The organism is Cryobacterium psychrophilum, from assembly GCF_004365915.1.
Classification (GTDB): domain Bacteria; phylum Actinomycetota; class Actinomycetes; order Actinomycetales; family Microbacteriaceae; genus Cryobacterium; species Cryobacterium psychrophilum.
In genome coordinates this window covers 3270854-3295318 of sequence record NZ_SODI01000001.1, presented here as the reverse complement: position 1 = coordinate 3295318, position 24465 = coordinate 3270854, and the positions used below count along the sequence as shown (strand labels likewise).

Genomic DNA, 24465 nt, shown 5'->3' with positions numbered 1-24465 from the left:
GCGAGAGGGCTTGCGCCATGCAGGAATTGAAGGTCATCGGGGTAGAGAACGGTGCGCTGTTTGCAGCGTCAGAAGATGGCGATCGATTTAGGATCGCCATCGACGAGGTTCTCCAATCCAAACTTCGTCAAAACCAGACGGAGGCGCCCAGCGCACCCAAACTGTCGCCACGTGAGGTGCAGGCGCATATTCGCTCCGGAATGTCCGCGGAAGATGTAGAGGCCGTCACGGGAGCCCCGCTCGACTACGTTCGGCGCTTCGAAGGCCCCGTCGTAGCGGAACGCGAATATATGGTGTCGTGCGCGCTGAGCGTGCCCGTGCATACTGCGATCGACCCTGACCCGGTTGGAGAAGATGCCAACTTCGGTGGCGTCATTCGCGACCGACTCGCGTCCCTCGGCGCATCCAACGAGCGCTGGGCCAGCTGGAAAGAACCCGGTGACGGCTGGATCATCAAGCTCTCCTTCACTGCCGACGGCATCGACCACGATGCCCGTTGGGGTTTCGAGCCAAAAAAGAACACGCTCTCCCCCGCCGGCAACGAGGCCATCGCCCTGTCACAGCAGGGAGAGCTCAAGGCTTCGCTCCTCCCTCGCTTGCGTGCCGTGGGTTCCGAGACCAGCACCTCCGATGTCTCGCGTTTCGACAGCGGTGCCTTCACGTTCAAGGAATCGCTCGCGGACGAAATTCTGAACGACACCGCACCAATCGACCCCATCCCATACTCGCGGTCGCTCGGCACCTCAGATGCCGTATTCAAAGCCGCCATCAAGCGTGCGGCCGAACCCTCGGTGAGCATGAACGAAACCGCGGACCTGCTGGAATCCCTTCGCCGCCGCCGTGGAGAACGTGAGGCCGCAAGCTTCGGCGACGCGTCCAGCCAGCACCAGTCGCCCAATGCGTCTCCCGCATCAAATGGACGCCGCCGAACCGAATCCTCGGCCGACGCTCGCGCGGATGCCACCGCCCACGCGCCGTCACGGTCACAGGACGAGGCTCCTGCCGAGGCTGAGCCTGAGTCTGCCTCGAGCACAAAGGATTCGACCCCCACGCCCGCGGCGACGCCTAACGTGTGGGCCACCCAGGCGGCTCGCGCACAGGGCCGCACCACGGGCAACACCGCAAAGCGCGGACGCGCCTCGATGCCCAGCTGGGATGAAATCGTCTTCGGCGCCCGTACCGACGATGATCTGGCGTAGTAGCAGCTGAATCGCACTAGCTCCGGGAGCCGTCCCGGGATATAGTTGCGTTTATCGAATACTTATTCGATGACATGCGAATCGAGGTGGTGGCTCATGTCCCCTGCACCGGTACCGATTCCTCCTGAATCGGTCATGGTCTGGCTCGGGGCGTCCGGTTCCCCCGAGCGCCTGGTGTGGAGATCCCGGCGCTTTCATGTAACCGACACCCCAACCGCCCTCGTGGGAACGGCCGACTGGTGGAAACCCTTCGAGCCACACAGCTACGGAATCGGGCATCTCCCGCTGGACATCGCCGGGTGGCGCTTTCAGGCCACCGCTGACGATGGGGAGACACACGTCTTTGACGTGCGCGCGGCCGGGGACGCGGCGCCGCAATGGCAGCTGCTGCGCATTTTCGACTGACACTCACCCGGCCATCGGCGCCCTGCCCCTCGCCCGGAAGCGGTGCCTGCCGGGGCCGCGGGCGAGTATTCCCGCTGTTTCGGTGTGCCGACGACAGTGACAGTCGATAGCGGGTGACCGCCCGGAGCGGCGGGCGGGTTAACCTGAACGGGTGCAAATTACGGCTGGTCTTCGAATTCCCCAACGGTTACCGGCGCTGCAGGTGGTCAAGACCTCCGTGGCCGTCGCCCTGGCGTGGGTTGTTTCCCAGCTACTGCTGCCCGGCGAGTTGCCGATCTTTGCCGCAATAGCCGCGATATTCGTCGTTCAGCCCAGCGTCAACCAGTCGGTCGGCAAGGCCATCGAGCGCAGCCTCGGTGTCATCGGCGGCGTGGTCATCGCCTTCGTCATCGGCCTCATCTTCGGATCGTCCACCTGGATCGTTCTGCTGACGATCGTGCTGTGCATCCTGCTCGCCTGGGCACTGCGGCTCTCCCCCGGATCGGCCAATCAGATCCCGATCAGCGCCATGCTCGTGCTGTCGATCGGCGCATCAACTCCGGAATACTCGATCTACCGGATTCTGGAAACCATCATCGGTGCGGGAATTGCCCTCATCATCAACGTGGCCGTCGTGCCGCCGGTTCTGCTTGCTCCGGCACACGATGCCGTCGCCCTGCTCGGTCGGGAGGTCGCCGACACGCTCGACCGAGCGGCAGCGTCGCTGCGCGCACCGCAGACGAACTTTCAGCTCGAAGAACTGCTCTTGAAGGCTCGACTGCTGCGCCCGATGCTCACCGCCGCGGAGGGAGCAATCACCGGGGCACAGGAAAGCCTGACATTCAATCCACGCGGCGCCAAACACCGCAACAGTCTTCGGGCCGACATCGAACAGTACGAACGCCTGAAGGCGCTCGTGACACGGTCGCTCGGCATGACACGGGCCCTGCGAGATCACTACGACGATTCTCTACACCTTGAACCGACGGTTCAGGCCTTTTCGGGCGAGCTCTGCCGTGCCGCCCACGACCTTCGACTTCTCCTGCAGAACCCGGATGACCCGGCCGTGGAGATGGTGCCGGAGGAAGAGCCGATGCTCACCGCCCCCCTGGTCATTGGCACGCCGCACCCCGAGCACTGGATTCTCATCGGCTCGCTCATGGAAGACCTGCGCCGGGTGCGTGAGGAGATTGTGGGCGAAACGGACTGAGCCGTGCTTCCCGGCGTGAGCCCACGCCTCGAAAATCCCCGGCGAACGTCACGGCGCCTCAAGACCGGAGGGTTTCCTGCTCAGCGAGGTCCCGTAGTGGGGCGATAGCCGCGCGCGTCGCCGCAGCAATCAAGCTAACATCGAAGCATGAAACGCATAACGTATGACGGCGGGTCTATTGTCACGAGCAACGCCATCACGACAGCGCTTCTCGATTACATCACTTCTGTGTCCGATACCGATAATAGTGTGACTGTGGCTGTCACCGTGCTGGACGAGAACGACGACACATCCGTGCACACGCTCGTTCTCAGTCCGGACAGTCAGTTCGGCGTCGACGACGTTGACGGGATGATGGAGGAAGAAGAGTCGGCACGTTTCCCGCTACCGGAACTGCCCATCATCGGCATCATCGGCACCGTCGAAACCAATGGCGATGCCGGCCGCACTGCCAAAGACATCAACCTCCTCACCAGCGAAATCGAGAACGGACTGGGGCAGTAGTCATGGGTAAATTCATCTACGGGACCCCGTCAATCTCCGTCGAGTTCGACGACCGGGTGCTCGCTCACCTCAAGGTCGTCATCCTGTCCAAGGTGCGCCGCGGGGAAAGTTTCACGTTTTCGTGGGAGTACACGGCGGCGGCAGGAAGCGGTCACAGTTCCGTCTGGATCCATCCGACGATCCCACTTCAATTCGACTTCCTCGGCAGCAAGGAACCCCGCCTCAACCACGCCTGGGTCGAGGAACTCGTTCGTCTGTCAAACACACCGGGCGGGCTGCGGGTGACGCCGGAACCGGCCCAGTCGGAGACACCCCCACGCCCCCGATAGCCGCCTGACCACTCGGCATGACCGCAGCGCGCACACGATTCACCCAAGAGTTCCAGTAGAACCACGCCGATCATCCGGGTGGATCGACGTTTAGAGCACCTTGGAGAGGAAGTCCTGGGTGCGCACCTGCTGCGGGTTACCGAAGAGTTGCTCGGGGGTTCCCTCTTCCACGATGACACCGTCAGCCATGAAGATGACCCGATCGGCCACCTCCCGGGCAAAGCCCATTTCGTGAGTGACGACCACCATGGTCATGGCCTCCTTAGCCAGGTCGCGGATGACCTGAAGCACCTCGCCGACCATCTCGGGGTCGAGCGCGCTGGTGGCCTCGCCCTCGGCGATCTCGACGTCGAGTCCCTTGAGTACTTCGTTGTAACCGAACGACTTGCGGAGCGCCCGGACACTGATCTTGCTGGCGATGCTCATTTGTTGAACCTCTTGTCGAGCGTGTTGGAGAGTGTTGTGAGCAGGGTGATGACCACGAAGTACAGGGCAACAACGATGAGCAGCGTTTCACCGGTACGGAAGTTGGCGGCGTAGATCTGCTGGCCCTGGTAGATGAGTTCCGCGAAGCCGATGACGGCGAAGCCGTAGGAACTGCCCTGTTCTTTCTCGGTAACGGACGTGAGGCCGTTGTTCTGGTTGATTCCGTAGGCGAGGACCGGATAGTCGTCGAATACGGCAACCGAGTTGCCGGCCTTGACGTCGTCGTACATCGTCGCCGAATCGGCGAGGGCCTTGACCGTGAAGCCGTACTCATCCTTGATCGAGTTGGCGAACGTCTCCCCCTCGCTGCCGCGCTTGGCCACAACGGTCTCGCCACGGAGATCCATGTAGCCCGCGATGGCGCTGTCCCCTTCAGCGACGGCCATTTGCACGCCCGAGTCGAAGTACGGGTCGGAGAAGTCAAAGATCTGCTTGCGTTCGTCGGCGATCGACATACCCGCGATCACACCGGCGACCTGGTTCGACTGCAGGGCCTAAAGAGCGGCATCAAACCCGACGGACAGGATTTCAACGGTGAAGCCCTCGCGCTGGGCAACAGCACGGATAAGGTCCATGTCGATTCCGGTCAGCTCGCCGTCTCTGCGGTATTCGAACGGTGCGAACGTCGTGTCGGTTGCGATCACGAAGGTTTCACCGGTGATGTCGGTGTGCGGAGCAACGCTCGCGGGCGCGGGCGCGGGACTCGCGGCGGCGGCGCCGACGGATCCGACGAGAAGGGCCAGGGCTGCGATAAGAATGCCCGGACTCGACCTGAATTTATTGCGCAAGACTGCAAACCCGTTCTCTGACGCGGCACTCACCGCTGTGTGTTCGGGCTTTCAGACCCGAAAAAGCCTACCCTGCGTGAATCGGGCGAGTGTTCAGGACAGCGGAGAGAACATCGGGGCGCACAAGGGGGGTCCCGCCCAAGCGGGACCCCCCTTGTGGTGGAACGGGTTACGCGTTGAGCGCGGCCTGCAGCTCAAGCGTGATGGTGATTTTGTCGCCGAGCAGCACGCCGCCGGTCTCGAGGGCCGCATTGTAGATGAGGCCGAAGTCTTCGCGGTTGACCTGTGTGGTGGCCGTCGCGCCAAACTTGTAGTTGCCGTAAGGGTCTGCACCAAAACCGCCGAATTCAAGGTCGAATGTGACGGGCTTCGTGACGCCCTTGATGGTGAGGTTTCCGTCCACGAGGAAATCGTCCTTGATGGCACGCATACCGGTCGACGCGAAGTCGATCGTGGGGTACGTTTCGGCGTCAAAGAAGTCGCCGGTGCGAAGGTGGCCATCGCGGTTGGCGTCGGTGGTGTTGATCGAGGCGACCTGGGCCGTGGCGGTCACGCTGCTGTCGAGCGGATTCTCACCGGTGACGAAGGTGGCGTCGAAGTCCTCGAACGCGCCCTTGACCTTGCTGATCATGATGTGGCGAATGCTGAAGCCCACGGAACTGTGCGTCTTGTCGATGGTCCAGGTGCCCGTTTTGTAGCCGGGAATGTTTGTCGTCATCGTGTCGCTCATGCGTTCTCCTCAAGTTGTGGGCGGACCATGTGTCCCCTCGCATATATGCAAGCGCATATAACCCACGTCTATTCCGCATGTGGCAAATATTCTTCTGCAGTCTTCCCAGAAACTGACAGACCACGGGCAATACACTCTGCCCATGACGATGAACGACATTGCCGGCAACGCCGTGCTCATCGCGGCGGGGGGCCGCAGCATCCTGCTGCAATTGGCCGACCCCGCCATCGGCCACGGCGTCGCGGACCACAGCGACTTTGCCGGCCGGCCGCAGGACCGGTTGAACAACACCCTGAGTTTCGTGTATGCCGTGACTTTCGGCACGCCGGAAGAGGTGGCCGCGGCGATCAGGCGTGTCAACCACGCCCACGTTCCCGTTCAGTCGGCCGGAACAGCGGACGCGCCCGCCTACAGCGCCTTCTCCCCCGAGTTGCAGCTCTGGGTCGCAGCCACCCTCTACGACTCCGCCCTGACGATGCACGAGCTCGTCTACGGGCCCCTCGGTGACGCTGAGGCCGACGCGTTCTACGGCGATTATCGAAAGCTTGGTGCGGCTCTGCAGGTGCCCGTTTCCCTGTGGCCGCAGGATCGCGCCGCGTTTCGCACCTATTGGGCCCAGCGCCTGACCGGCCTCAAGACGGATGCTGCAACGCGTGCCGTCGCGCACGAGCTGCTTCACACGCGCACCGGTCCGTTCTGGATGCGAGCGGCCCTTCCGCTGGGCCGCCTGATCACCGCCGGCCTCCTGCCTCCCCACGTGCGGGACATGTTCGACCTGCCCTGGTCGAAAGCCCGGCAACGCCGCTTCGATCGCGTGATGCGCGTGACCCGGGCGCTCTACCCACCGCTACCGCGTCGCATCCGTCACTGGCCGAAAGACCACTATCTTCGTCTTCTACGGGCATCGCTGTCCACACCGGCGGCGCCGCGCGAGTCTCGATAGACTGGCGCTCTCTCAACTCCGAGGTTTTCCATGACGCAACATTCGGCATCCGACACCCCCTCCGATCTCGACAGGATCGATCGGCAAATCGTGGCCGAGCTCAGCCGCGATGCCCGCCTGTCCATGCGCGCCCTCGCCGTTCAGGTTCACATCTCCCGCACGGCGGCCCACACCCGGGTGCAGCGACTCGTCAGCCGCGGAGTCATCACGGGCTTCGGGGCGCAAACCGATCCCAAGTCCCTCGGCCTGCACGTGTCGGCCCTCGTCATCGTGAAGATCGGCAATGTGTCCTGGGGCGATATCGCGGCCCGGCTCGCGGCCCTGCCCTATGTGGAGAAGGCCCAGGCGGTCAGCGGCGACATCGATATCATCCTCACGGTCAATGCCCCCTCGCACGAGCTGTTGAGCCAGGCCATCCTGCGGGATATCCACATCATGCCCGGTGTCGTCTCCACACGGTCCCACCTCATCCTGGAGGAAATCGTGGGCAGGCAGCCCGGAACTGTACCGGACGTTTGGCGCTAAAGAGCCGGTATCGACGGGCCGAATGGCATGCCATCCAGGCGTATTGGGCCAATTGTTCACAACTGCTGTTTCAATGTGGCAGGGACGGAAACCAGAGCGCACCATTGCCTCATGAGCCTCAATGTCGAGAGCACGCGCATCCCCACCGTGCTGGCCCCACCGCCCCTTCGGTTGATTGATGATTCCGGGCACGCGGTCGATGAAAGCCAGACCGGCGGCTTCACCCTGCCGGACACCGCTACGCTGCTGAGCCTGTATCGGCGCATGGTGATCGCCCGTCGGTTCGATGTGCAGGTGACGGCCCTCACCCGCCAGGGACGCCTCGCCACCTATCCGTCGGCCCTCGGCCAAGAAGCCTGCGAGATCGCTGCCGTCGCTTCGCTGGATTCAGGCGACTGGTTGTTCCCCACGTACCGTGACAGCATCGCGCTACTCACCCGCGGGGTGAAGCCCGAAGACATCCTCGCGTCGTTCCGCGGCGACTGGCACAGTGGCTACGACTATAACGAGCACCGCATCGCCCCGCAGGCCACGCCGCTGGCCACCCAGGCCCTGCACGCCGTGGGCCTCGCGACCGCCGCGAAGCTCAAGCGAGACAGCACCGTCACCCTCACCCTGCTCGGCGACGGCGCCACCAGCGAGGGCGACGCCCACGAGGCGTTCAACTTCGCCGCCGTGTGGCAGGCGCCCGTCGTCTTTCTCGTGCAGAACAACCAGTTCGCCATCAGCGTTCCGCTGGACAAGCAGATGGCCTGCCGCACGATCGCCGATAAGGCGATCGGCTACGGCATGCCGGGATATTTCGTTGACGGCAACGACGTGGCCGCCATGTTCGCGGTGACGAGCGCCGCCGTTGACCGTGCCCGCTCGGGCCAGGGTCCCACGCTCATCGAGGGCCTCACCTATCGCATCGAGGCACACACCAATTCGGATGACCCGAGCCGGTACCGCAATGCTGCAGACGTCGACGTGTGGCGCGGCCGTGACCCCATCGAACGCCTCGAGAAATACCTCGTCTCCGAGGGGGCCCTCTCGGACAGCGAACGAGCCTCGATCACGCAGGAAGCCGAGGACATGGCTGCCGCAACCCGCGAGTGCATGACGGTTAAGGCCGTTGTCGATCCACTCGAGCTGTTTGAACATGTGTATGCCAACCCCCGGCCCGCAATCGCCGAGCAGAGAGCGGCCCTCGCCGCCGAACTCGCCGAGGACGACGCCAACCAGGCCGCCGCCGAATCGGCCACAGAGACGGGCACCCAACGATGAGCCAGCCGATTCCAGGGATCGCGCAACGCGCCCCCGAAACCCTCACCATGGCATCCGCCCTCAACGCCGCCATTCGTGATGCCATGACCGACGACCCGACGGTGGTGCTGTTCGGTGAAGACGTCGGCCCGCTCGGCGGCGTGTTTCGCGTGACCGACGGCCTCTACGCCGAGTTCGGCGAGACACGGGTGAGCGACTCGCCGCTCGCCGAGTCCGGCATCGTCGGGACGGCCATCGGCATGGCCATGTATGGCATGCGCCCGGTCGTTGAGATGCAGTTCGATGCCTTTAGCTACCCGGCGTTCCAGCAGATCGTGTCGCACGTGGCCAAAATGCGCAATCGTACCCGGGGCAAGATCCAGCTGCCGATCGTCATTCGCATTCCCTACGCCGGCGATATCGGTGGCGTCGAGCACCACTCGGATTCCTCGGAGGCGTACTGGACGGCAACGCCCGGCCTCACGGTGGTCTCCCCGTCAAATCCGGCTGACGCCTACTCGATGCTTCGAGAGGCCATCGCGAGCGACGACCCGGTTATCTTCATGGAACCCAAGAGTCGCTATTGGAGCAAGGCCGAGCTGACCCTGCCCGTGCAGACCGCCCCCATGACCAGCGCCGTGGTTCTGCGTGAGGGCACTGATGTGACCCTCCTCGCCTACGGCCCCACGGTGAAAACGGCCCTCGCGACGGCCGAACTCGGGGCGAAGGAGGGGCTGTCCATCGAGGTCATCGACCTGCGGAGCCTCTCGCCCTTCGATGACGAAACGGTGAGCGCCTCGCTGCGTAAGACCAGCCGGGTCGCCGTCATTCATGAGGCAGCCCAGTTCGGCGGCTACGGGGCCGAGGTCGCCGCCCGCCTCACGGAGCGCAATTTCTTCTACCTCGCCGCGCCCATTCTGCGCATCACCGGATTCGACATCCCCTACCCCTCACCCAAGCTCGAGGAGTACTTCCTGCCCACGCCCGACCGTATCCTCGCCGCGATCTCACGTTGGGAATGGAGCTGATGCCCAACGAGTTTCTGCTCCCCGACCTCGGCGAGGGCCTCACCGAGGCCGAAATCGTGTCCTGGCTCGTGGCCCCCGGCGACACCATCGCCATTGACCAGCCCGTCGTCGAGGTGGAGTCGGCCAAGTCGGTCGTGGAGCTGCCGTCGCCGTTCGGCGGCATTGTCGAGAAGATCTTCGGCGAACCAGGGCAGACCATCCACGCCGGTCAGGTTCTCATCACGGTCGCCGACCCTGCCGAAACGGATGCTGTAGGCACCGATTCCATGCCGCCCAAGGCGGCGCCGGTCGAGACCACACAGGGCACGATGCCCACTGCTGCACCGGTACCGCCCGTCGAGGCGGCGCCGGAGGCGTCGGCCGATGTGTCCGGTGCCGTACTGATTGGCTACGGAACGACCGTGAGCACGCGGCCGGCTCGCCAGCCAGCGCAGGGTCGATTCGGCAAGGCGTCCCCGGCACCTGCCGCACCGGCACCCGCAGCACCGGCAGCACCGGCAGCGCACGCCGTCCAGGCGCTCGACGCGGATCGACGCTCCCCCGTGGTTTCACCGCTCGTGCGCCGTCTGGCCCGTGAAAACGGGTTCGAGGCGAGTCAGCTTCTCGGCACCGGGAAAGACGGCCTCGTGGTGCGCGCCGATGTGGAGTCATTCCTCCACGGCACGCGCGAGGCCGAGAATCCGCGACCGGCCGAGGCCGCCGCAGCGCCCGCGCCCGCCGCATCCACTCCCGCTCCCGCTACGGCCGGCACGGGCGAGAGCGTGCGCATTCCCATCGTTGGGCTGCGCAAGGTCGTCGCCCAACGGCTGGCAACCTCCCGCCGGGAGATCCCCGAAGCCACCATCTGGCTTGATGTCGATGCAACCGAGCTCTTCGTGGCTCGCGATCGGCTGCTCGCCGCAACGGGTGAACGGTTCAGCGTCACCGCTCTCATCGCCCGGTTCGTGGTGGCCGGACTGCGCCAGTTCCCCGAGTTGAACTCGTCCGTCGACACCGCGAGCCAGGAAATCCTGCACCACGGCGCCATCAACCTCGGAATTGCCGCGCAGACATCGCGCGGACTCATGGTTCCCGTGATCCACGGCGCACACAACCTGACGACCCGGCAGTTGCGGGATGCCGTGGCCGGCCTCGTTGCTGACGCCGCCGATGGCACCTTCGCACCGGCCACGCTGAGCGGCGGAACCTTCACCCTCAACAATTTCGGTTCCCTCGGCGTCGACGGGTCCGCCGCCATCATCAACCACCCGGAAGCGGCGATCCTCGGGATTGGGCGCATGATCGAGCGCCCCTGGGTCGTCAACCACGAACTGGCCGTGCGCACCGTTGTGGAACTGTCAATGGTCTTCGACCATCGAGTGTGCGACGGCGGCTCCGCTGCCGGCTTCCTCACCTTCGTGGCTCGGTGCATCGAGAATCCGGTGTCGCTCCTCGCGGAACTCTAGGTCCTCGGCGTCACACCAGGCCGAGGAACCTGGCGGCCAGGGCGACACACGCCAGGTCGACGGCGAGGAAGACCCCGACCCAGAAAATTCCGGGCACGTGCGTGAGCCGAGCCAGCTGATCGGCATCGGAGGAGGCGGCTGAACCCCGCGACCGGGACCGTTGCAACTCCATCACGGTGCGCAGCGCGCCCAGAAGCAGGAAGGCCGTGAGCGCCAGGGCGAAGACGCTCTGCACGAGCGGTGATCCGAACCAGGACACGGCGAAGATGACCGCGCCCGCCACGAGCACAGACCACAGTCCGAACCAGTTGCGAATCTGCACCAGCAGCAGCACGAGCGCCACGAGCAACAGCCAGAGCAGGCCCACGTCGTACCCGCGGCCGAGGAGCCACGCCGCGCCAAGCCCCAGCACCGCCGGGGCCGTGTACCCGGCCATGAGCGTGAAAACCATGCCAGGGCCACGGGGGCGCCCACGGCTCACGGTGAGACCCGAGGTATCGCTGTGCAGGCGGATGCCGCTCAGCCGGCGCCCGCTCAACGTCGCCGCCACGCCGTGCCCGCCCTCGTGCACAATGGTGATGCCGTGGCGGGTGACGTGCCATATCACCGGGACCAGTACGAGAAGCGCCGAGGCCAGGATGGTCAACCACGCCGCTTGAAGGGGCAGCGGAGCGTGAGGCTCGATCATGCTTTCCCAGATTCCGCGCAGTACGTCCATGCCTCCCAGACTAAATGAGCAGGTTCACCACGAATTCCGCCGATTCGGCGCGCAACCGCACGGGGATATCGGCCTTAGTCTGGCGTCCCTGCTCCCTATGCGGGGTTTTCGGTGCCGAACCCTCGCTGCAGCCCACGTGGCGACGGCCCCGGCCGCACCGGGTTCGTAAGGGTCGGCACCGGTGCAGACCAGGACAATCGAGCGCCCTCCCCCGGCACACTCTTCACCTCGAATCGTCCACCGCACAGGCGGGCGCGCTGCCGCAGGTTCTCGAGGCCACTCGAGCGCCGTGATTCGGTGAAACCCTGCCCGTTGTCAACGATGAGCAGTCGGATCCGTCCGTGCTCGGCGTTGACGGAAATCTTGAGGGACGTTGCCGCCGCATGACGTGTGACGTTGCTGAGCCCCTCCGTGATGACCGCCAGCAGGTTTTCGGTGAGGGACTCGCCCAGGTCCGCGTCGATCGGGCCGGAGAGTTGAATGTTGGGCGCGAACGACAACGACTGGGTGCCCTCCGAAATCACCCCAAGAATCTTGCTACTCATGGTGGCCGAGTTCTGCGACACCCCGCGAAGCGAGTAAATGGTGTCCCGAAGCTCGTGGATGGTGCTGTCGAGCTCCACGGTGACGGCGGCAATGCGCTCAAGCGCCACCGGGTCGTCCGTGAAGCGCCGGAGGCTCTGCATGCTGAGCCCGGCGGCGAACAGACGCTGGATCACCAGGTCGTGCAGGTCACGGGCAATACGGTCCCTGTCCCCGAAGACCGCCTGCTGCTCTCGCATCCGGTGCACATTGGCCAGTTCAAGGCCGAGCGCCACGTAGGAGCCGAAAACCGCACTCATTTCCACGTCGGTGGCGCTGAACGGAGCGGCCCCCGTGGCGCGGGCAAGCAACAGCACTCCCTGCCCCACCCCGGGCGGACCAAGGGCAACGAGCAGGGTGTGACCGAGTTCCGGCCAGCCGCACGTCTCGGCCGCGACCGCCCGGTCGATCACCTGCGACAGATCGGGGAACACCGTCGACTCCCCCGTGTCGCGAACGCGTGCCAGGGCCGGAACAGACATGAGGACACTGCGACCAACGAGGGCGGATGCCAGGGGGCCGGCCCCGGCCGCACAGAACACCTTGTCGGTTTCATCGGTCGGCAGGCACACCAGGGCAAGGGCCGCGTCGGATTCGACCATGGCGCGCCTCGCGACCGTGTCCAGTCCGCTCTCGCCCTCATCGTCGAAGGACCGGAGGAGATCCTTGGCCATGTCGGCACAGGCCTCGAGCCACGCGCCCCGGCGCCGCGCCTCCTCGAACAACCGGGCGTTCTCAATGGCGACACCGGCGGCCGCGGCGAGCGCCACCGCGAGTTCCTGATCTTCGGGAGTGAAATCGCCCCCGCCTTCCTTTTCGGTGAGGTACAGATTGCCGAAGACAATGTCACGCACCCGCACGGGCACCCCGAGAAACGACACCATCGGTGGGTGATGCGGTGGAAACCCTGCGGCAGAGGGATGCTGCCCGAGGTCATGCAGCCGGATCGGATGGGGCTCCTGGATGAGGAGACCGAGCACGCCCTTACCCACCGGAAGCGGGCCGATCTTGCTCGTTGTCTCGTCATCGAAGCCCACCGTGACGAAATGGGTGAGGCGCTGGTCATCACCGATCACGCCGAGGGCGCCGTACTGTGCACGCAGCAACCGGCAGGCGGACTCCACCACCCGTTTGAGCACGGCCTCAAGGCTCAGGTCCTCGGCTATCGACACCACCGCGTCCACGAGGCCGCGAATACGTTCCTGAGTGAGCAGCAGTTCGTCCGCTCTGTCAACGAACTCCCGGAGCAGGTCTTCTATACGTGTGCCTGCGGGCTGAGCGGGGATTTCGGGGCGCGTATCGACCGGCTGATCCACCATGAAAAGTTTCCGATCGTCGTCTGGCTACGCCCGGCGCCGACGCACCGGTACTCTGGCCTGATATCTCGTGCCTTTACTCTCGCACGGATGCCCTGTGGCGACCAGTCTCAGCGGGGTATGACCAGAAGGGGCACCCGGCTCACCGACGTATGCTCACAGCCGGTGCACACGAGAAGGTACATCGGAAGCGAGGTGCGCTGCTCATACGCGGGGTTGGGGCTCAGTCGGGCCTGGGAACTGCAGTAGGGGCACGTGAAGGTCATATGACCACCTTTCTCGGGGTTGTGGCTTAAGAGTCCCGCCTCCGAGGCAGCCGCACTAGGGCCAAAGGTCATCTGCCACCGATCAGGACCGCTTCTTACGCGCGAGGAACGCATCCATGCGCGCAAACTTCTCCGGCGACTCGAACAGAATGGCCTGCGCCGCATTGTCCACGCGCGGGTGCGCGTCAAGTGGCGCATGGAACACTTCCTTGGCCAGGCGCGTGGCGAGCGGATCCTGCGCCCCGATTCGATCGGCCAGGGCGTGGGCTGCGGCGAGGAGATCGACCGACTCGTGTATTTCCGTCACGAGGTGCACGGCGAGCGCCTCCCCCGCGGTGAGGATGCGTCCCGCCAGGATGATCTGCTTCGCCACGGGCTCGCCCACGAGTTGCGCGAGTCGCCAGAGTGCGCCGGCCGCGGGCAGGATACCGAGTGCGGTCTCCGGATTTCCGAGCCGCACGGTCGTGGAGGCGATGCGGAAGTCAGCGGCGTAGGCGAGCTCTGCTCCCCCGCCCAGCGCCCAGCCGTCGAGGGCGGCGATTACCGGCATCGGCAGACGCGCGATGCGGGAGAAGAGCCCGGAGTTGATTCCCTTGAGCGCGTCAGTGCTGCGCCGCTCCCGCAACTCGGCAATGTCGGCACCCGACGCGAAGACGCCGTTGCTGCCGGAGAGAATGAGAATGCGGGGTTCCCGCTCGAGCTCATCGCACACGGAGTGCAGTTCATCGATCATGGTCTGGTCGATGGCGTTGCGCACCTCCGGACGATGCAATTGCACGTGCACCCGGTCGGCGGACCGTTCGATGAGCAGTGTCGTTGGCACGGGGTTTGTGGGAACGGCGTCTATCAGCATGGCGTCAGGCCCCGGCTTAGAAGAAGTCATCCGGGGTGCCGGCTGCCTTGGTGACCTCGTCCGTGCTGACCCGCGCGGCATTGAGCTTGGCCATGGCCACGCGCAGGCCGGATTCCATCTGCGCGGACCAGACTTCGATCTCGCGACGGGCGACATCCGCGGCATCCGCTCGCGCCAACGCCTTCTCCTTCTCGTCGCGCTCATTCTTCACCTGCTGGATGCTCAGCGTGATGCCGTAATACGCGGCCACCATCGAAGCGATCGGCGTGGCAATCACGGCGAGTGCATTGATGCTCTCAGACGTGACACTCACGATGATCATCACGATGAAGGCCACGGCGAGGGACACCATGCCAACGAGCACGACAAGGGCGATATTCTGCGGCCCCTTCACCGAGGGAAAGGATGCCCGCGGCCGCGACGACGACTCGGCGGGTGGCGGGTCGGCGGGTGGGTCCGCCTGCTGTGCTGCTGAGGGTGAGTTCGGCGCTGCGGACTGGCTGGCCGGGGGCGTCGCGCTGCCCGCACTGGTGGCCGGTTGGCCGAGGTTGAGCACCCTGGTCTCGGCCTCATTGCGAAGATCCAGCCCGGAGGCGTTGCCCAGGGACGACGAACCTCGGTCGGCGCCTGTGCCAGTGGGCTTGGCCGTGGGCGAATCAGTCATCTGTGGCTCCGTCATCCGTGTGGTGGTATCGCCCCATTGTGGTGCGACCAAGTGGCTCGGTCAAGAATGGGGTTCGGCCTCGTTCAGGATAACCCGCTTGTAGGTGCGACCATCCTCGAGCTGCACGGTCTGGCTCGCCAGCTTGCCCCGAGATATCTGCAGGTACACGGCCTGCGCACTCACGCCAAGCTGCGCGGCAGCCTCCGCGACCGAGAGCCCCGGGAGGTCGGTGGGCACGCTACTGGGGCGCACGGATCGCTTGCGTCCCGCCAGGAGACGTGCGGCGATCTCCGCGTCGGTTCCCGACCAGCGCCACCGGGCGGCCGCGGCCTTGAGCCCCGCGGCCTCCGCAATCTGCTCCCAGGCGGCCCCGCCGTCCAGGGCCTCGCGCACGCTCGTGAGCATGACCGGGTCGGCTTCGAGTTCGTGCAGCAGGGTCCGCACCAGACGGAGGCGCGTGAGCGGTGCACTGTCGCTTCGGTCGAGTTGGCTGTTGACCGCGGTGAGGGATGCTCGCGTGCCGGGGGCGAGAAAGTCATCCGTGGTCAAGGTGCGTCTCCTCGGCCGGGGGCAGGTCGGGCACGCGGGCTTCCGGTCCGGCCTCGCCGCCCAGCGCCTCGACGAGGCGTTCTCTCGCCCGGCCGAGGTGGTCGTCGAGCAGAAGCGCCGCGGCTTCACCCTCCCCCTCGCGGAGGAGTTCGAGGATCTTCTGGTGCTCGGCGTGGATGAGGCCGGGGCCCAGCAGGTTGAGGCCCTGCACCCGCGTCATGCACAGTCGCACCTCGCTCACCAGGGAACGGTACATCTTGCTCATGCGCTCGTTGCCCATGGCGTCGATGAGGCTCAGGTGAAACCGCATGTCGGGTTCCACGAGGTCCAGCGGCGACCCGTCGGTGAACTCGGCGATTTCACGGTTCGCGATCACGGCATCCGTGGGAACCGTTCGGGTGTGGGCGAGTCGGCGCAGGACCTCGCTCTCGAGGTAGGCGCGAGCCAGATAGATGTCGCGCACCGCTTCGGGGCCGAGCTCAGCGACGCGAGCGGTCTTGTGGGCGCCGCGCACGAGCAACCCCTCGCCCACGAGACGCTCGATGGCGGCCTTGGCCGTTGGCCGGGCCACGTCATAGGACGCGGCGAGGTCGGTCTCAGTGAGCGGCATCTGGCCGGTGATTTCACCGGCGAACAGGCGGCTGCGCAGATCGGTGGCTATCGCATCGACAATAGATGTCGCCGCAACGGATATGACCATGGTGCCGACCTTTCACAAACGGGTGCATCCATCTTGGCAGACAAGACCACATGAGATGTTGACTTACATGCACACTTGTTAGACAATTTAGCAATCGTCACCTGAATGTGGCGCAACCTCAGTGTGGAGACCTCATCATTCAGACCAGCCTTGCTCCTGTCCTCGCGGCCCCCGTGCTCGCGGCCAGCGCGGATCCGTTCCTACAGATCACCAATCCCCTCTTCGGCAACCTTGCGGTGTCGGCCATCTGCGCCGCCCTCCCCCTCGCCCTCCTCTTCGTTCTCCTCGGCGTCTTTCGCGTGAAGGCACACAAGGCCGCCCTCGCCAGCCTGCTGCTCTCGATGGTGCTCGCGGTCGTGGGTTGGCAGATGCCGCTCGGCCAAACCCTCAGCGCCACGGCGGCCGGTCTGTTCTACGGCCTCGTACCCATCCTGTGGATCCTCGTCAACGCCCTGTGGATCTACAAACTCACGGTCGCCACGCCCTGGTTCGAGGTACTCGGCCGCACCATCCGGTCAATCTCCAGTGACCTGCGCATCCTGTCGATTCTCATCGCCTTCTCCTTCGGGGCTCTCCTTGAGTCACTCGCTGGATTCGGCGCTCCCGTGGCGATCTCCGCGGCCATGCTCATGGCCGCGGGCATGAAACCCCTCAAGTCCGCGATCGTCTCCCTGCTGGCGAATACCGCCCCCGTGGCCTTCGGCGCGATGGCGGCACCGATCATCGCCCTCAATGGTGTGACGGGTCTTCCGATTCACGACCTTGCGCAGATGACGGGACGGCAGACCCCGTTCATTGCCGTGCTCGTGCCGCTCATCCTCGTATTCATCGTGGATGGCAAGCGCGGGCTCAAGCAGACCTGGCCCGTGGCCCTCGTGGCCGGAGTCGTGTTCGGCCTCGCCCAGTTCGTCACGTCCAATTTCTTCGCCGTAGAGCTCACCGATGTCGTCGCCGCCGTGGCAACCGTCGCCGCCGTGCTCGTGATGCTGCGTTTCTGGCAGCCGGCCGAGACGATCGGCCTGGCCCCGGACGAGTCCGCCGTACTCGTGGACTCCCACTCGGTCCAGGGCGGGAGCACCGCAACAACGGCGGGCACCCAGGCCACCCTGCCCGCGGCATCCGTTGGAACGGCGACCGGCGCGATGCCGAGTGTCGCCCGCGTGCCCCGCCCGAGTGCCCGGCAGGTGCTGCTCTCGGTTGCCCCGTACCTGATCATCATGGCGATCTTCTCCGTGGCCCAGATTCCCGCCGTCAAGGCGTGGCTGAGCGTCGTCGGCAGCGTGACATTCCAGTGGCCCGGTCTCAATGTCAGCGACACGGCCGGCAATCCCGTTCCCGCTCAGACGTTCAAACTCGACCACCTCAAGGCCACCGGAACGCTCCTGTTCTTCTCCGGCCTGCTGACGATGGCGCTGTATCGGGTCTCCGCGCCCCGCGGGCTGCGCATCTACTGGGACACGCTCGTGCAGTTGCGCTGGACGATCGTGACCGTCACCGCCGTTCTCGCGCTGGCCTTCGTGATGAACCTCTCCGGCCAGACCAACACCCTCGGCGTGGCTCTCGCGACCACCGGCGGATTCTTCGCGGTGCTGTCACCGTTCATCGGCTGGATCGGCGTCGCCCTCACCGGCTCTGACACCTCCTCGAACTCGCTCTTCGGGCAGCTGCAGGTCACCGCGGCGACCCAGACGGGACTCTCCCCGCTACTCATGGCGGCCGCGAACTCCTCCGCCGGTGTGCTCGGAAAGATGCTCTCCCTGCAGAACCTCGCCGTGGCCGCCGCGGCCGTGGGCATGTCCGGGTCGGAGAGTGTGCTGTTCCGCAAGCTCATTGGTTGGAGCCTCGGACTTCTCGCGCTCATGACGGTCCTGATCCTGCTGCAGTCGACCCCCGTACTCGGATGGATGGTGCCCTAATTTCTCGCTCCACTGCTCTTGCCCCTGATGTCGCCGCCGCCCCGGCCACTCTCGATGCCCTGCGTGGCGCCGTTGAGGACTCGACCCGGGTGCTGACCCGTGCGATTGACCGGCATGCCAACGCCCACGATGCCTCGCATTTTCTGCTCATTCCGCAGGCCGTGGTGGTGGCCGCCGACGCCGCAGAGGTGGGCCGGTTGTTGCAGGCCAGCGCCGCGCAGGGCGTACCGCTCACGTTCCGCTCCGGCGGCACGAGCCTGAGCGGCCAGGCACTGACCGGCGGAGTGCTCGTGGACGTGCGCCGCAACTTCAAGCGCATCGATGTTCTCGATTCCGGCGCTCGGGTGCGGGTGCAGCCCGGCGTGACCGTGCGAGCACTGAATGCCCGCTTGTCCCGGTATGGTCGCAAATTTGGGCCGGACCCGGCAAGCGAGTCGGCGTGCACCATTGGCGGTGTTGTCGCCAACAATTCCTCCGGCATGGCCTGCGGAACGGTCGACAACACGTATCAGACGCTCGAGTCCCTCACCGTGGTGTTGCCGAGCGGTACGGTCATCGACACGGGGGAAGCGGATGCCGACGCGCGCCTCCGCGCCCTCGAACCGGAGCTCCACGAGGGACTGGTACGCCTCGCCCGACGAGTGCGGTCAAATCCGGCATCCGTTGCCACGATTCGGCACCAGTTTTCGATGAAGAACACCATGGGCTACGGGGTCAATTCCTTCCTCGACTTCGAGCGCCCCGTCGATATGCTCGCTCACCTCATCGTGGGCAGCGAGGGGACTCTCGGATTTGTGGCGGAGGCGGTCTTCCGCACCATTCCCGTGCAGTCCCACGTGACAACGGGCCTGCTGGTGTTTCCCGACCTCGAGGCCTCCAATGCGGCTCTGCCGGCTCTCGTGGATGCGGGTGCCGCCACGCTCGAGCTCATGGACGCCCGCTCGTTGCGGGTGGGCCAGGGGCTGCCGGACACTCCCGCCATCATTCGCGACCTCCCACTGAAAGACCACGCGGCGCTTCTGGTGGAATTCCAGTCCGACAGCGCCGAACGACTGATGGAGACCAGCGCCGCCGGGCTCGACCTGTTGCCCACCCTGGGACTCAGCTCTCCGGCGCGATTCAGCACCGACACCTCCGCCCGCGCCGAGCTCTGGCATCTGCGCAAGGGCCTGTACGCGGCCGTCGCCGGCGCTCGCCCGACCGGCACGACCGCGCTGCTCGAGGATGTGGTGGTTCCCGTTCCCGCACTCGGCCGCACCTGTATCGACTTGATCGAGCTGTTCGACCAGTACGGGTATGAGGACAGCGTGATCTTCGGGCACGCCAAGGACGGCAACATCCACTTCATGCTCACCGACGGGTTCACCGGTACGGAATCGCTCGAACGCTACCGGGCGTTTACCGAGGACATGGTGGACCTGGTGCTCGGCGAGGGCGGATCGCTCAAGGCCGAGCACGGCACTGGCCGTGTCATGGCCCCCTACGTGCGCCGCCAATACGGTGACGAACTGTATGACGTGATGCGCTCCCTCAAGACGCTCTTCGACCCGACGGGCATGCTGAACCCGGGGGTGATCATGAACGACGACCCCGACGTGCACCTGCGCGATATCAAGAGCACCCCGCCCGTGGCAGAAGAGGTGGATCGCTGCGTCTCCTGCGGGTATTGCGAACCCGTGTGTCCGAGCCGGGAGCTGACGCTCACTCCCCGACAGCGGATTGTCACACTGCGGGCCATCGAACAGGCGAAGCTCGATGGCGACACCGACCTGGCCGCCCAGCTTGAACAGGACTACACCTACAGCGCCGTCGAGACCTGCGCCGTCGACGGCATGTGCCAGACGGCCTGCCCGGTGAACATTGACACGGGGAGCCTCGTGAAACGCTTGCGCCTGGCGCAGCCGAAGCCCGTGCAGGACGCGGTCTGGAACACCGCGGCGAAGAACTGGGGAACGGTCACCCGTGGAGCGGGCCTGGCCCTCTCGGCGGTGGCTCGCGTTCCCGTGCCGCTCGTGCTGGGGCCCAACCGGCTTGCGCGCACGCTGCTCGGCACGGACACCGTTCCGCTGTACTCCCCCGAGCTCCCTGCCGGCGGTCCCACCCGGCAGCGCCCCGTCCCACCCGCCGCGGCAGTCGTCGAGGCCGTCTATTTTCCGGCGTGCGTGAGTACCATGTTCGGTCCAGCGGATGCCGACTCCGCCGGCGTACAGGTGAGCTTCGAGCAGCTCTGCGCTCGTGTCGGTGTCACCCTGGCGGTACCACCGGAGATTGACGGTCTGTGCTGTGGCACGCCCTGGGCATCGAAGGGCCTCGTCGCCGGCCAGGCCACCATGCGCGCGAACACCCTCGCTGCGCTGCGCCGCGCAACGCGTGATGGCGCCCTGCCGATCATCTGCGACGCCTCCTCGTGCACCGAGGGCCTGCGGGCCACCATCGAAAGCGATGAGAGCGAACCGTCCCTGCGCGTGATGGACGCGGTGGAGTTCGCAGCCACCAGCATCCTGCCGCATCTGCCCCCGTACGAAAAGCTCGAGTCGCTGGCCCTGCACCCCACGTGTTCATCGACGCGGCTGGGCATCAACGATTCGCTGCGTGCGCTCGCGGACGGAGTCGCCGAGCGCGTGGATGTGCCGGAGAACTGGGGATGCTGCGGCTTCGCCGGGGACCGGGGCATGCTGCATCCCGAGCTGACCGCCTCGGCCACGCGGGTGCAGGCCGCGGAGGTTGTGGAGTTCGGTTCCGCGGCGCATGCCTCCTGCAACCGCACGTGCGAGCTTGGGATGACCCGCGCCACCGAGCAGCCCTACAGCCACGTACTCGAGCTTCTCGCCGATCTCACCCGCCCCTCCTGATCTGGCCGTCCTCCCGAACCTGAGCAGGAATCAGGAATGTCGGTGGTGTCTGCTTGAATTGGGTTATGGAGAACAACGAAGAAGTGCCTCCAGAAGAGGATGCCGCGGGCCCCGTCCCGCCCGACACACCCGCAACTGCACCCGACCCGACACCCCTGACGACCCCGGTGAAGCCAATGCTGGCCATTACGAACGGTGACGTTCGTCCGTCTGACGTTGCGCGCATTCGCCGGGTGATCGACAACGCCCAGGCCGTACTACTCGACAGTATTACCGCGTTCGACCGGCTGATCAACATGGCTCACGCCGCCCGCGCGGTCGTCATCGCGGACGCGCACCGGTGGACAACGAGCACCGCGCAGTCCGGGCGGCCCAACGGGTCGCACGACCTCACCGAGTTTCAGTGGTCCGATGCGACGGCCGCACACGAAGGATTCATCGCCGAGCTCGCCGCACTGCTGAAGCTTCCCGAGGGATCCGCGCGGAACCTGCTCACCGAGAGTGAGCTGCTCCAGTACAACCTGCCGCGCACACACCGGGCGCTGCTGGACGGGGACATCAGTTACCGGCACGCGCAGGTCATCATCGACAACGCCCTAGCGTTGCCCGACTCAGCGATGGACACTTACGAGACGGAGGTGCTCACCGACGCCGAGACCCTCACGGTGCCGCAACTGAAGAAGAAGGCCATCACCCTGCGGGAACTCTCCCACCCGGAGACAAGCCGGGCCCGGCACACCACCGCCGTCAAAGACCGCTGTTTCGGGGTGCATCCGGCCCGTGACGGCATGGCGTACCTCGAAATGACCCTGACCAACGATGATGCCAGCGCCATCAACGACCGGGTCGAAGCGATGGCGCGCAGCCTCCGCGTCACCGGTGAGGAGCGCACCCTGCCGCAGCTGCGCTGCGACGTGGCCGTCGACCTGCTGCTGAAGGGCGTCACCGAAACCGGGCTCGGCGCCGGCGTCGTCGGCAACGTGTACGTCACCATCCCCATCCTCACCCTGATGGGCAAAGGCGACGAACCCGCCATGCTCGAAGGATTCGGGCCGATCGACCCCGAGACCGCACGCCGACTCGCCGGCACTGCCACCGGGTTTCACCGCATCCTCATCCACCCCGAGACCGGCGCGATGCTCTCCTTCGGCCGCGACACCTACCGGGTGCCCAAAGCCCTCCGTCGCTACCTGGAGGTGCGCGACGAGACCTGCCGTTTCGTCGGCTGCAACAGAAGCGCCCGGCACTGCGACATGGACCACACCACGGCATGGCAATACGGCGGTGAAACCACCTTCAGCAACCTCGCCGCGCTCTGCGGCCGATCGCACAAACTCAAGCACGAAACCGGCTGGGACGTGAGCCAAAACGACCAGGGAACCCTCACCTGGACCAGCCCCGCCGGCAAACACTACGCCACCCACCCCGCCAGCAGAATCCGGCCACCACTCCTACCCCCAGACCTCACCCCACCCCCGGTCAAAAAACCCCGAATCGACCACTGGGCCCAACCCCTCACCTACGCCACCGACACCCCCTTCTAAGAACCGGGGAACAGAGAACACGAGCCGATAGCGTGCACACTCACGCGAGCGAGCCGGTGAACTGCTGGTGTGGCGGGTACGCGATGCGGGATACTCGTGTATATGACCATCGCCTCGCTCGCCGCTTTCGCAGGGCTGTGCCTCCTGCTCTCGGTGACGCCTGGACCGGACACCTTCCTGGTGCTGCGCGTCGCCCTGAACCGCGCAAGCGCCGGCATCGCGGCCGCCGCGGGCTCGGCCGGAGCGTCCTTGGTGTGGGCGGCGTTGGTGGGCCTCGGACTGGCCGCCATCATGGAACAGTCCGCGGAGGTCTTTCGGTGGCTGAAGATCGCCGGCGGCCTGTACCTGTTGTACCTGGGTATCTCCTCGTTCGTGAAGAGCCGCAGATCCACCAAACAGGCCCTCGCGAGCACCGGAGAGGCCTCACCGCTTTTCTACACGCGGCTTGCCGGGCTGAGTGCCGGGGCGCTGTCCACGATGCTCAACCCCAAGGTGGGACTGTTCTATCTCGCTATCGTGCCGCAGTTCATTCCGCATGGCGGGGACACCATGGGTACGGCCCTGATCCTGGGCGTGGTGGAATCCGTTATTGCCTTCGCCTACCTGGCGGTCGTCGCCGTGATCGCGGCCAAAGCGATGAAATGGCTGCGCAGGCCCAAAGTCAACGCCACCGTGGAACACGCAAGCAGCGCAATCATGGCCGTGCTCGGCGTGGGTGTCATTGCTTCGGGCGCCAGCAGCTAGCAGTCCTGAGCCGGGCGCGGAGTACAGTCAGAAGGATGATCGACGATGCGAACGTGTCACCGTCAGGGACGGCAGGGACGTCAGGGACGTCAGGGACGTCAGGGACGTCAGGGAAGATCGCATCATGGGTCGCCGGCCTGCTGCGCGTGCGCTGGTTGATGCGAGCACCGATCGGTGTTTATCGGGCACGGTTGGGGGGCCTGTTCGGGCGACGGCTTCTCATGCTCGAACACACGGGCCGCAAATCCGGTCTGGCCCGTTACGTGGTTCTGGAGGTCGTTTCCCGTGCAGCCCCCGGCAGTTACATCGTCGCGTCCGGGTTGGGTTCACATTCCCAGTGGTTCATCAACGTCCAGGCGAACCCCCACGTCCGTCTGTTCATCGCAAGCCGGAGGCCAGCCCCTGCGACGGCCCACGTGCTCACCCCGGCCGAAACACAAACTGCGATGACCGCATATCGAGTGGCGCACCCGAAGGCCTGGTCCGCGCTGAAGCCGGTGCTCACCGCTACCCTCGGCACTGCCTTGGATGACAGTGGCAGCGACCTTCCCATGGTGCGATTCGACCTCGACGCCTAGGCGCTGGGCAACCGGATCGTAATCGTGGTTCCTTCTCCTGGAACAGAAGTCGCCTCGATGGTTCCACCGTGGCTGCTGACGGTTTCACGAACCAGGGCCAGGCCAATCCCGGAACCGGCGACCTGCTCAGCTGCACGCCCCCGCCACAGCCGGTCAAAGATGTGTGGGAGCTCGTCGGGTGGGATGCCCGGACCGTTATCGGCGACCCTGAGCACCGCCTGGTCGTCATCGACTGAGACGGTGAGTGTGACGCTGTCCCCCGGCTGGCAGTACCGTGCGGCGTTGGCCAGCAGGTTTCCCACGGCCTGGTGCAACCGGTCGGCATCCGCCCGCACGTAAGCAGGCCCACCCGTGTGAACGGTCACGT

At 65.4% G+C, this 24465-nt stretch carries 23 protein-coding genes and 2 pseudogenes; 15 read left to right on the top strand and 10 right to left on the bottom strand.

Annotated elements, in window-relative coordinates; genetic code table 11:
* The first annotated feature begins 17 nt into the window (after positions 1–17).
* The 5 genes from sepH to EDD25_RS15490 all read left to right on the top strand — a co-directional run bounded on the left by sepH (position 18) and on the right by EDD25_RS15490 (position 3626).
* Positions 18–1199: a septation protein SepH gene (gene sepH / locus EDD25_RS15510; protein WP_134174555.1), complete on the top strand. Its 1182-nt coding sequence runs from the start codon at positions 18–20 to the stop codon at positions 1197–1199.
* Between the two features lie 96 nt (positions 1200–1295).
* Complete coding sequence (locus EDD25_RS15505) at positions 1296–1604, top strand: hypothetical protein (RefSeq protein WP_134174553.1); 309 nt, start codon at positions 1296–1298, stop codon at positions 1602–1604.
* A gap of 151 nt (positions 1605–1755) precedes the next feature.
* Positions 1756–2793: an FUSC family protein gene (locus EDD25_RS15500; RefSeq protein WP_134174552.1), complete on the top strand. Its 1038-nt coding sequence runs from the start codon at positions 1756–1758 to the stop codon at positions 2791–2793.
* Between the two features lie 147 nt (positions 2794–2940).
* Positions 2941–3297: a hypothetical protein gene (locus tag EDD25_RS15495; protein WP_134174550.1), complete on the top strand. Its 357-nt coding sequence runs from the start codon at positions 2941–2943 to the stop codon at positions 3295–3297.
* 2 nt (positions 3298–3299) lie between these two features.
* A complete protein-coding gene (locus EDD25_RS15490) occupies positions 3300–3626 on the top strand; it encodes a DUF7882 family protein (RefSeq protein ID WP_134174548.1) in 327 nt (108 codons plus the stop codon).
* A 90-nt stretch (positions 3627–3716) separates the two neighbouring features.
* On the opposite strand, the pseudogene EDD25_RS15485 reads toward EDD25_RS15490, so the two are convergent.
* From EDD25_RS15485 to EDD25_RS15475, 3 genes and pseudogenes are all read right to left on the bottom strand, one after another.
* Positions 3717–3956: pseudogene (locus EDD25_RS15485) on the bottom strand (peptide ABC transporter ATP-binding protein); the annotation flags it as partial.
* A gap of 92 nt (positions 3957–4048) precedes the next feature.
* Positions 4049–4756 (bottom strand): annotated as a pseudogene (locus EDD25_RS15480) (transporter substrate-binding domain-containing protein).
* Positions 4757–5069: 313 nt separating this feature from the next.
* On the bottom strand, positions 5070–5630 hold the full coding sequence (locus EDD25_RS15475) for a YceI family protein (protein WP_166671324.1): 561 nt from the start codon (positions 5628–5630) through the stop codon (positions 5070–5072).
* 142 nt (positions 5631–5772) lie between these two features.
* On the opposite strand from EDD25_RS15475, the gene EDD25_RS15470 reads away from it, so the two are divergent.
* From EDD25_RS15470 to EDD25_RS15450, 5 genes are all read left to right on the top strand, one after another.
* Positions 5773–6573 (top strand): oxygenase MpaB family protein, encoded by an 801-nt coding sequence (locus tag EDD25_RS15470; RefSeq protein WP_134174546.1) that lies wholly within the window; start codon positions 5773–5775, stop codon positions 6571–6573.
* A gap of 30 nt (positions 6574–6603) precedes the next feature.
* Complete coding sequence (locus EDD25_RS15465) at positions 6604–7098, top strand: Lrp/AsnC family transcriptional regulator (RefSeq protein WP_134174544.1); 495 nt, start codon at positions 6604–6606, stop codon at positions 7096–7098.
* 111 nt (positions 7099–7209) lie between these two features.
* Positions 7210–8364: a pyruvate dehydrogenase (acetyl-transferring) E1 component subunit alpha gene (gene pdhA, locus EDD25_RS15460; protein WP_134174542.1), complete on the top strand. Its 1155-nt coding sequence runs from the start codon at positions 7210–7212 to the stop codon at positions 8362–8364.
* Positions 8361–9371, top strand: coding sequence for an alpha-ketoacid dehydrogenase subunit beta (locus EDD25_RS15455; protein WP_134174540.1), 1011 nt, complete (start codon positions 8361–8363; stop codon positions 9369–9371). Before pdhA ends, EDD25_RS15455 begins: the two co-directional genes overlap by 4 nt.
* Positions 9371–10816, top strand: a complete 1446-nt coding sequence (locus EDD25_RS15450; RefSeq protein ID WP_134174538.1) for a dihydrolipoamide acetyltransferase family protein — start codon at positions 9371–9373, stop codon at positions 10814–10816. The genes EDD25_RS15455 and EDD25_RS15450 overlap by 1 nt, the downstream gene beginning before the upstream one ends.
* Before the next feature lie 10 nt (positions 10817–10826).
* On the opposite strand, the gene EDD25_RS15445 is transcribed toward EDD25_RS15450, so the two are convergent.
* The 6 genes from EDD25_RS15445 to EDD25_RS15420 form a co-directional block, all read right to left on the bottom strand.
* Complete coding sequence (locus tag EDD25_RS15445; RefSeq protein WP_134174536.1) at positions 10827–11534, bottom strand: M50 family metallopeptidase; 708 nt, start codon at positions 11532–11534, stop codon at positions 10827–10829.
* Between the two features lie 95 nt (positions 11535–11629).
* The gene (locus tag EDD25_RS15440) at positions 11630–13435 is read right to left on the bottom strand and encodes a GAF domain-containing sensor histidine kinase (protein WP_134174534.1); all 1806 of its coding nucleotides are present in this window, start codon (positions 13433–13435) and stop codon (positions 11630–11632) included.
* Positions 13436–13780: 345 nt separating this feature from the next.
* Entirely contained in the window at positions 13781–14551 is a 771-nt protein-coding gene (locus tag EDD25_RS15435; RefSeq protein WP_134175590.1) for an enoyl-CoA hydratase/isomerase family protein, read from the bottom strand.
* 16 nt (positions 14552–14567) lie between these two features.
* Positions 14568–15215 carry a hypothetical protein gene (locus tag EDD25_RS15430; protein ID WP_134174532.1) on the bottom strand — a complete coding sequence of 216 codons (648 nt, stop codon included), beginning with the start codon at positions 15213–15215 and terminating at the stop codon, positions 14568–14570.
* A 60-nt stretch (positions 15216–15275) separates the two neighbouring features.
* A complete protein-coding gene (locus tag EDD25_RS15425) occupies positions 15276–15764 on the bottom strand; it encodes a hypothetical protein (RefSeq protein ID WP_134174530.1) in 489 nt (162 codons plus the stop codon).
* Positions 15751–16464 (bottom strand): GntR family transcriptional regulator, encoded by a 714-nt coding sequence (locus EDD25_RS15420; protein ID WP_134174528.1) that lies wholly within the window; start codon positions 16462–16464, stop codon positions 15751–15753. Before EDD25_RS15420 ends, EDD25_RS15425 begins: the two co-directional genes overlap by 14 nt.
* A gap of 173 nt (positions 16465–16637) precedes the next feature.
* On the opposite strand from EDD25_RS15420, the gene EDD25_RS15415 reads away from it, so the two are divergent.
* From EDD25_RS15415 to EDD25_RS15395, 5 genes are all read left to right on the top strand, one after another.
* A complete protein-coding gene (locus tag EDD25_RS15415; protein ID WP_134175588.1) occupies positions 16638–18380 on the top strand; it encodes an L-lactate permease in 1743 nt (580 codons plus the stop codon).
* Positions 18365–21232, top strand: a complete 2868-nt coding sequence (locus tag EDD25_RS15410; RefSeq protein ID WP_134174526.1) for an FAD-binding and (Fe-S)-binding domain-containing protein — start codon at positions 18365–18367, stop codon at positions 21230–21232. The genes EDD25_RS15415 and EDD25_RS15410 overlap by 16 nt, the downstream gene beginning before the upstream one ends.
* Positions 21233–21297: 65 nt before the next feature.
* Positions 21298–22776 (top strand): HNH endonuclease signature motif containing protein, encoded by a 1479-nt coding sequence (locus EDD25_RS15405; protein WP_134174524.1) that lies wholly within the window; start codon positions 21298–21300, stop codon positions 22774–22776.
* Positions 22777–22878: 102 nt separating this feature from the next.
* On the top strand, positions 22879–23520 hold the full coding sequence (locus tag EDD25_RS15400) for a LysE family translocator (protein ID WP_134174522.1): 642 nt from the start codon (positions 22879–22881) through the stop codon (positions 23518–23520).
* Between the two features lie 35 nt (positions 23521–23555).
* The gene (locus tag EDD25_RS15395; RefSeq protein WP_134174520.1) at positions 23556–24098 is read left to right on the top strand and encodes a nitroreductase family deazaflavin-dependent oxidoreductase; all 543 of its coding nucleotides are present in this window, start codon (positions 23556–23558) and stop codon (positions 24096–24098) included.
* Here EDD25_RS15395 and EDD25_RS15390 read toward each other — a convergent pair.
* On the bottom strand, positions 24095–24463 hold the full coding sequence (locus EDD25_RS15390) for a sensor histidine kinase (RefSeq protein WP_166671323.1): 369 nt from the start codon (positions 24461–24463) through the stop codon (positions 24095–24097). The two genes, EDD25_RS15395 and EDD25_RS15390, sit on opposite strands and share 4 nt — an antisense overlap.
* Positions 24464–24465 lie beyond the last annotated feature (2 nt).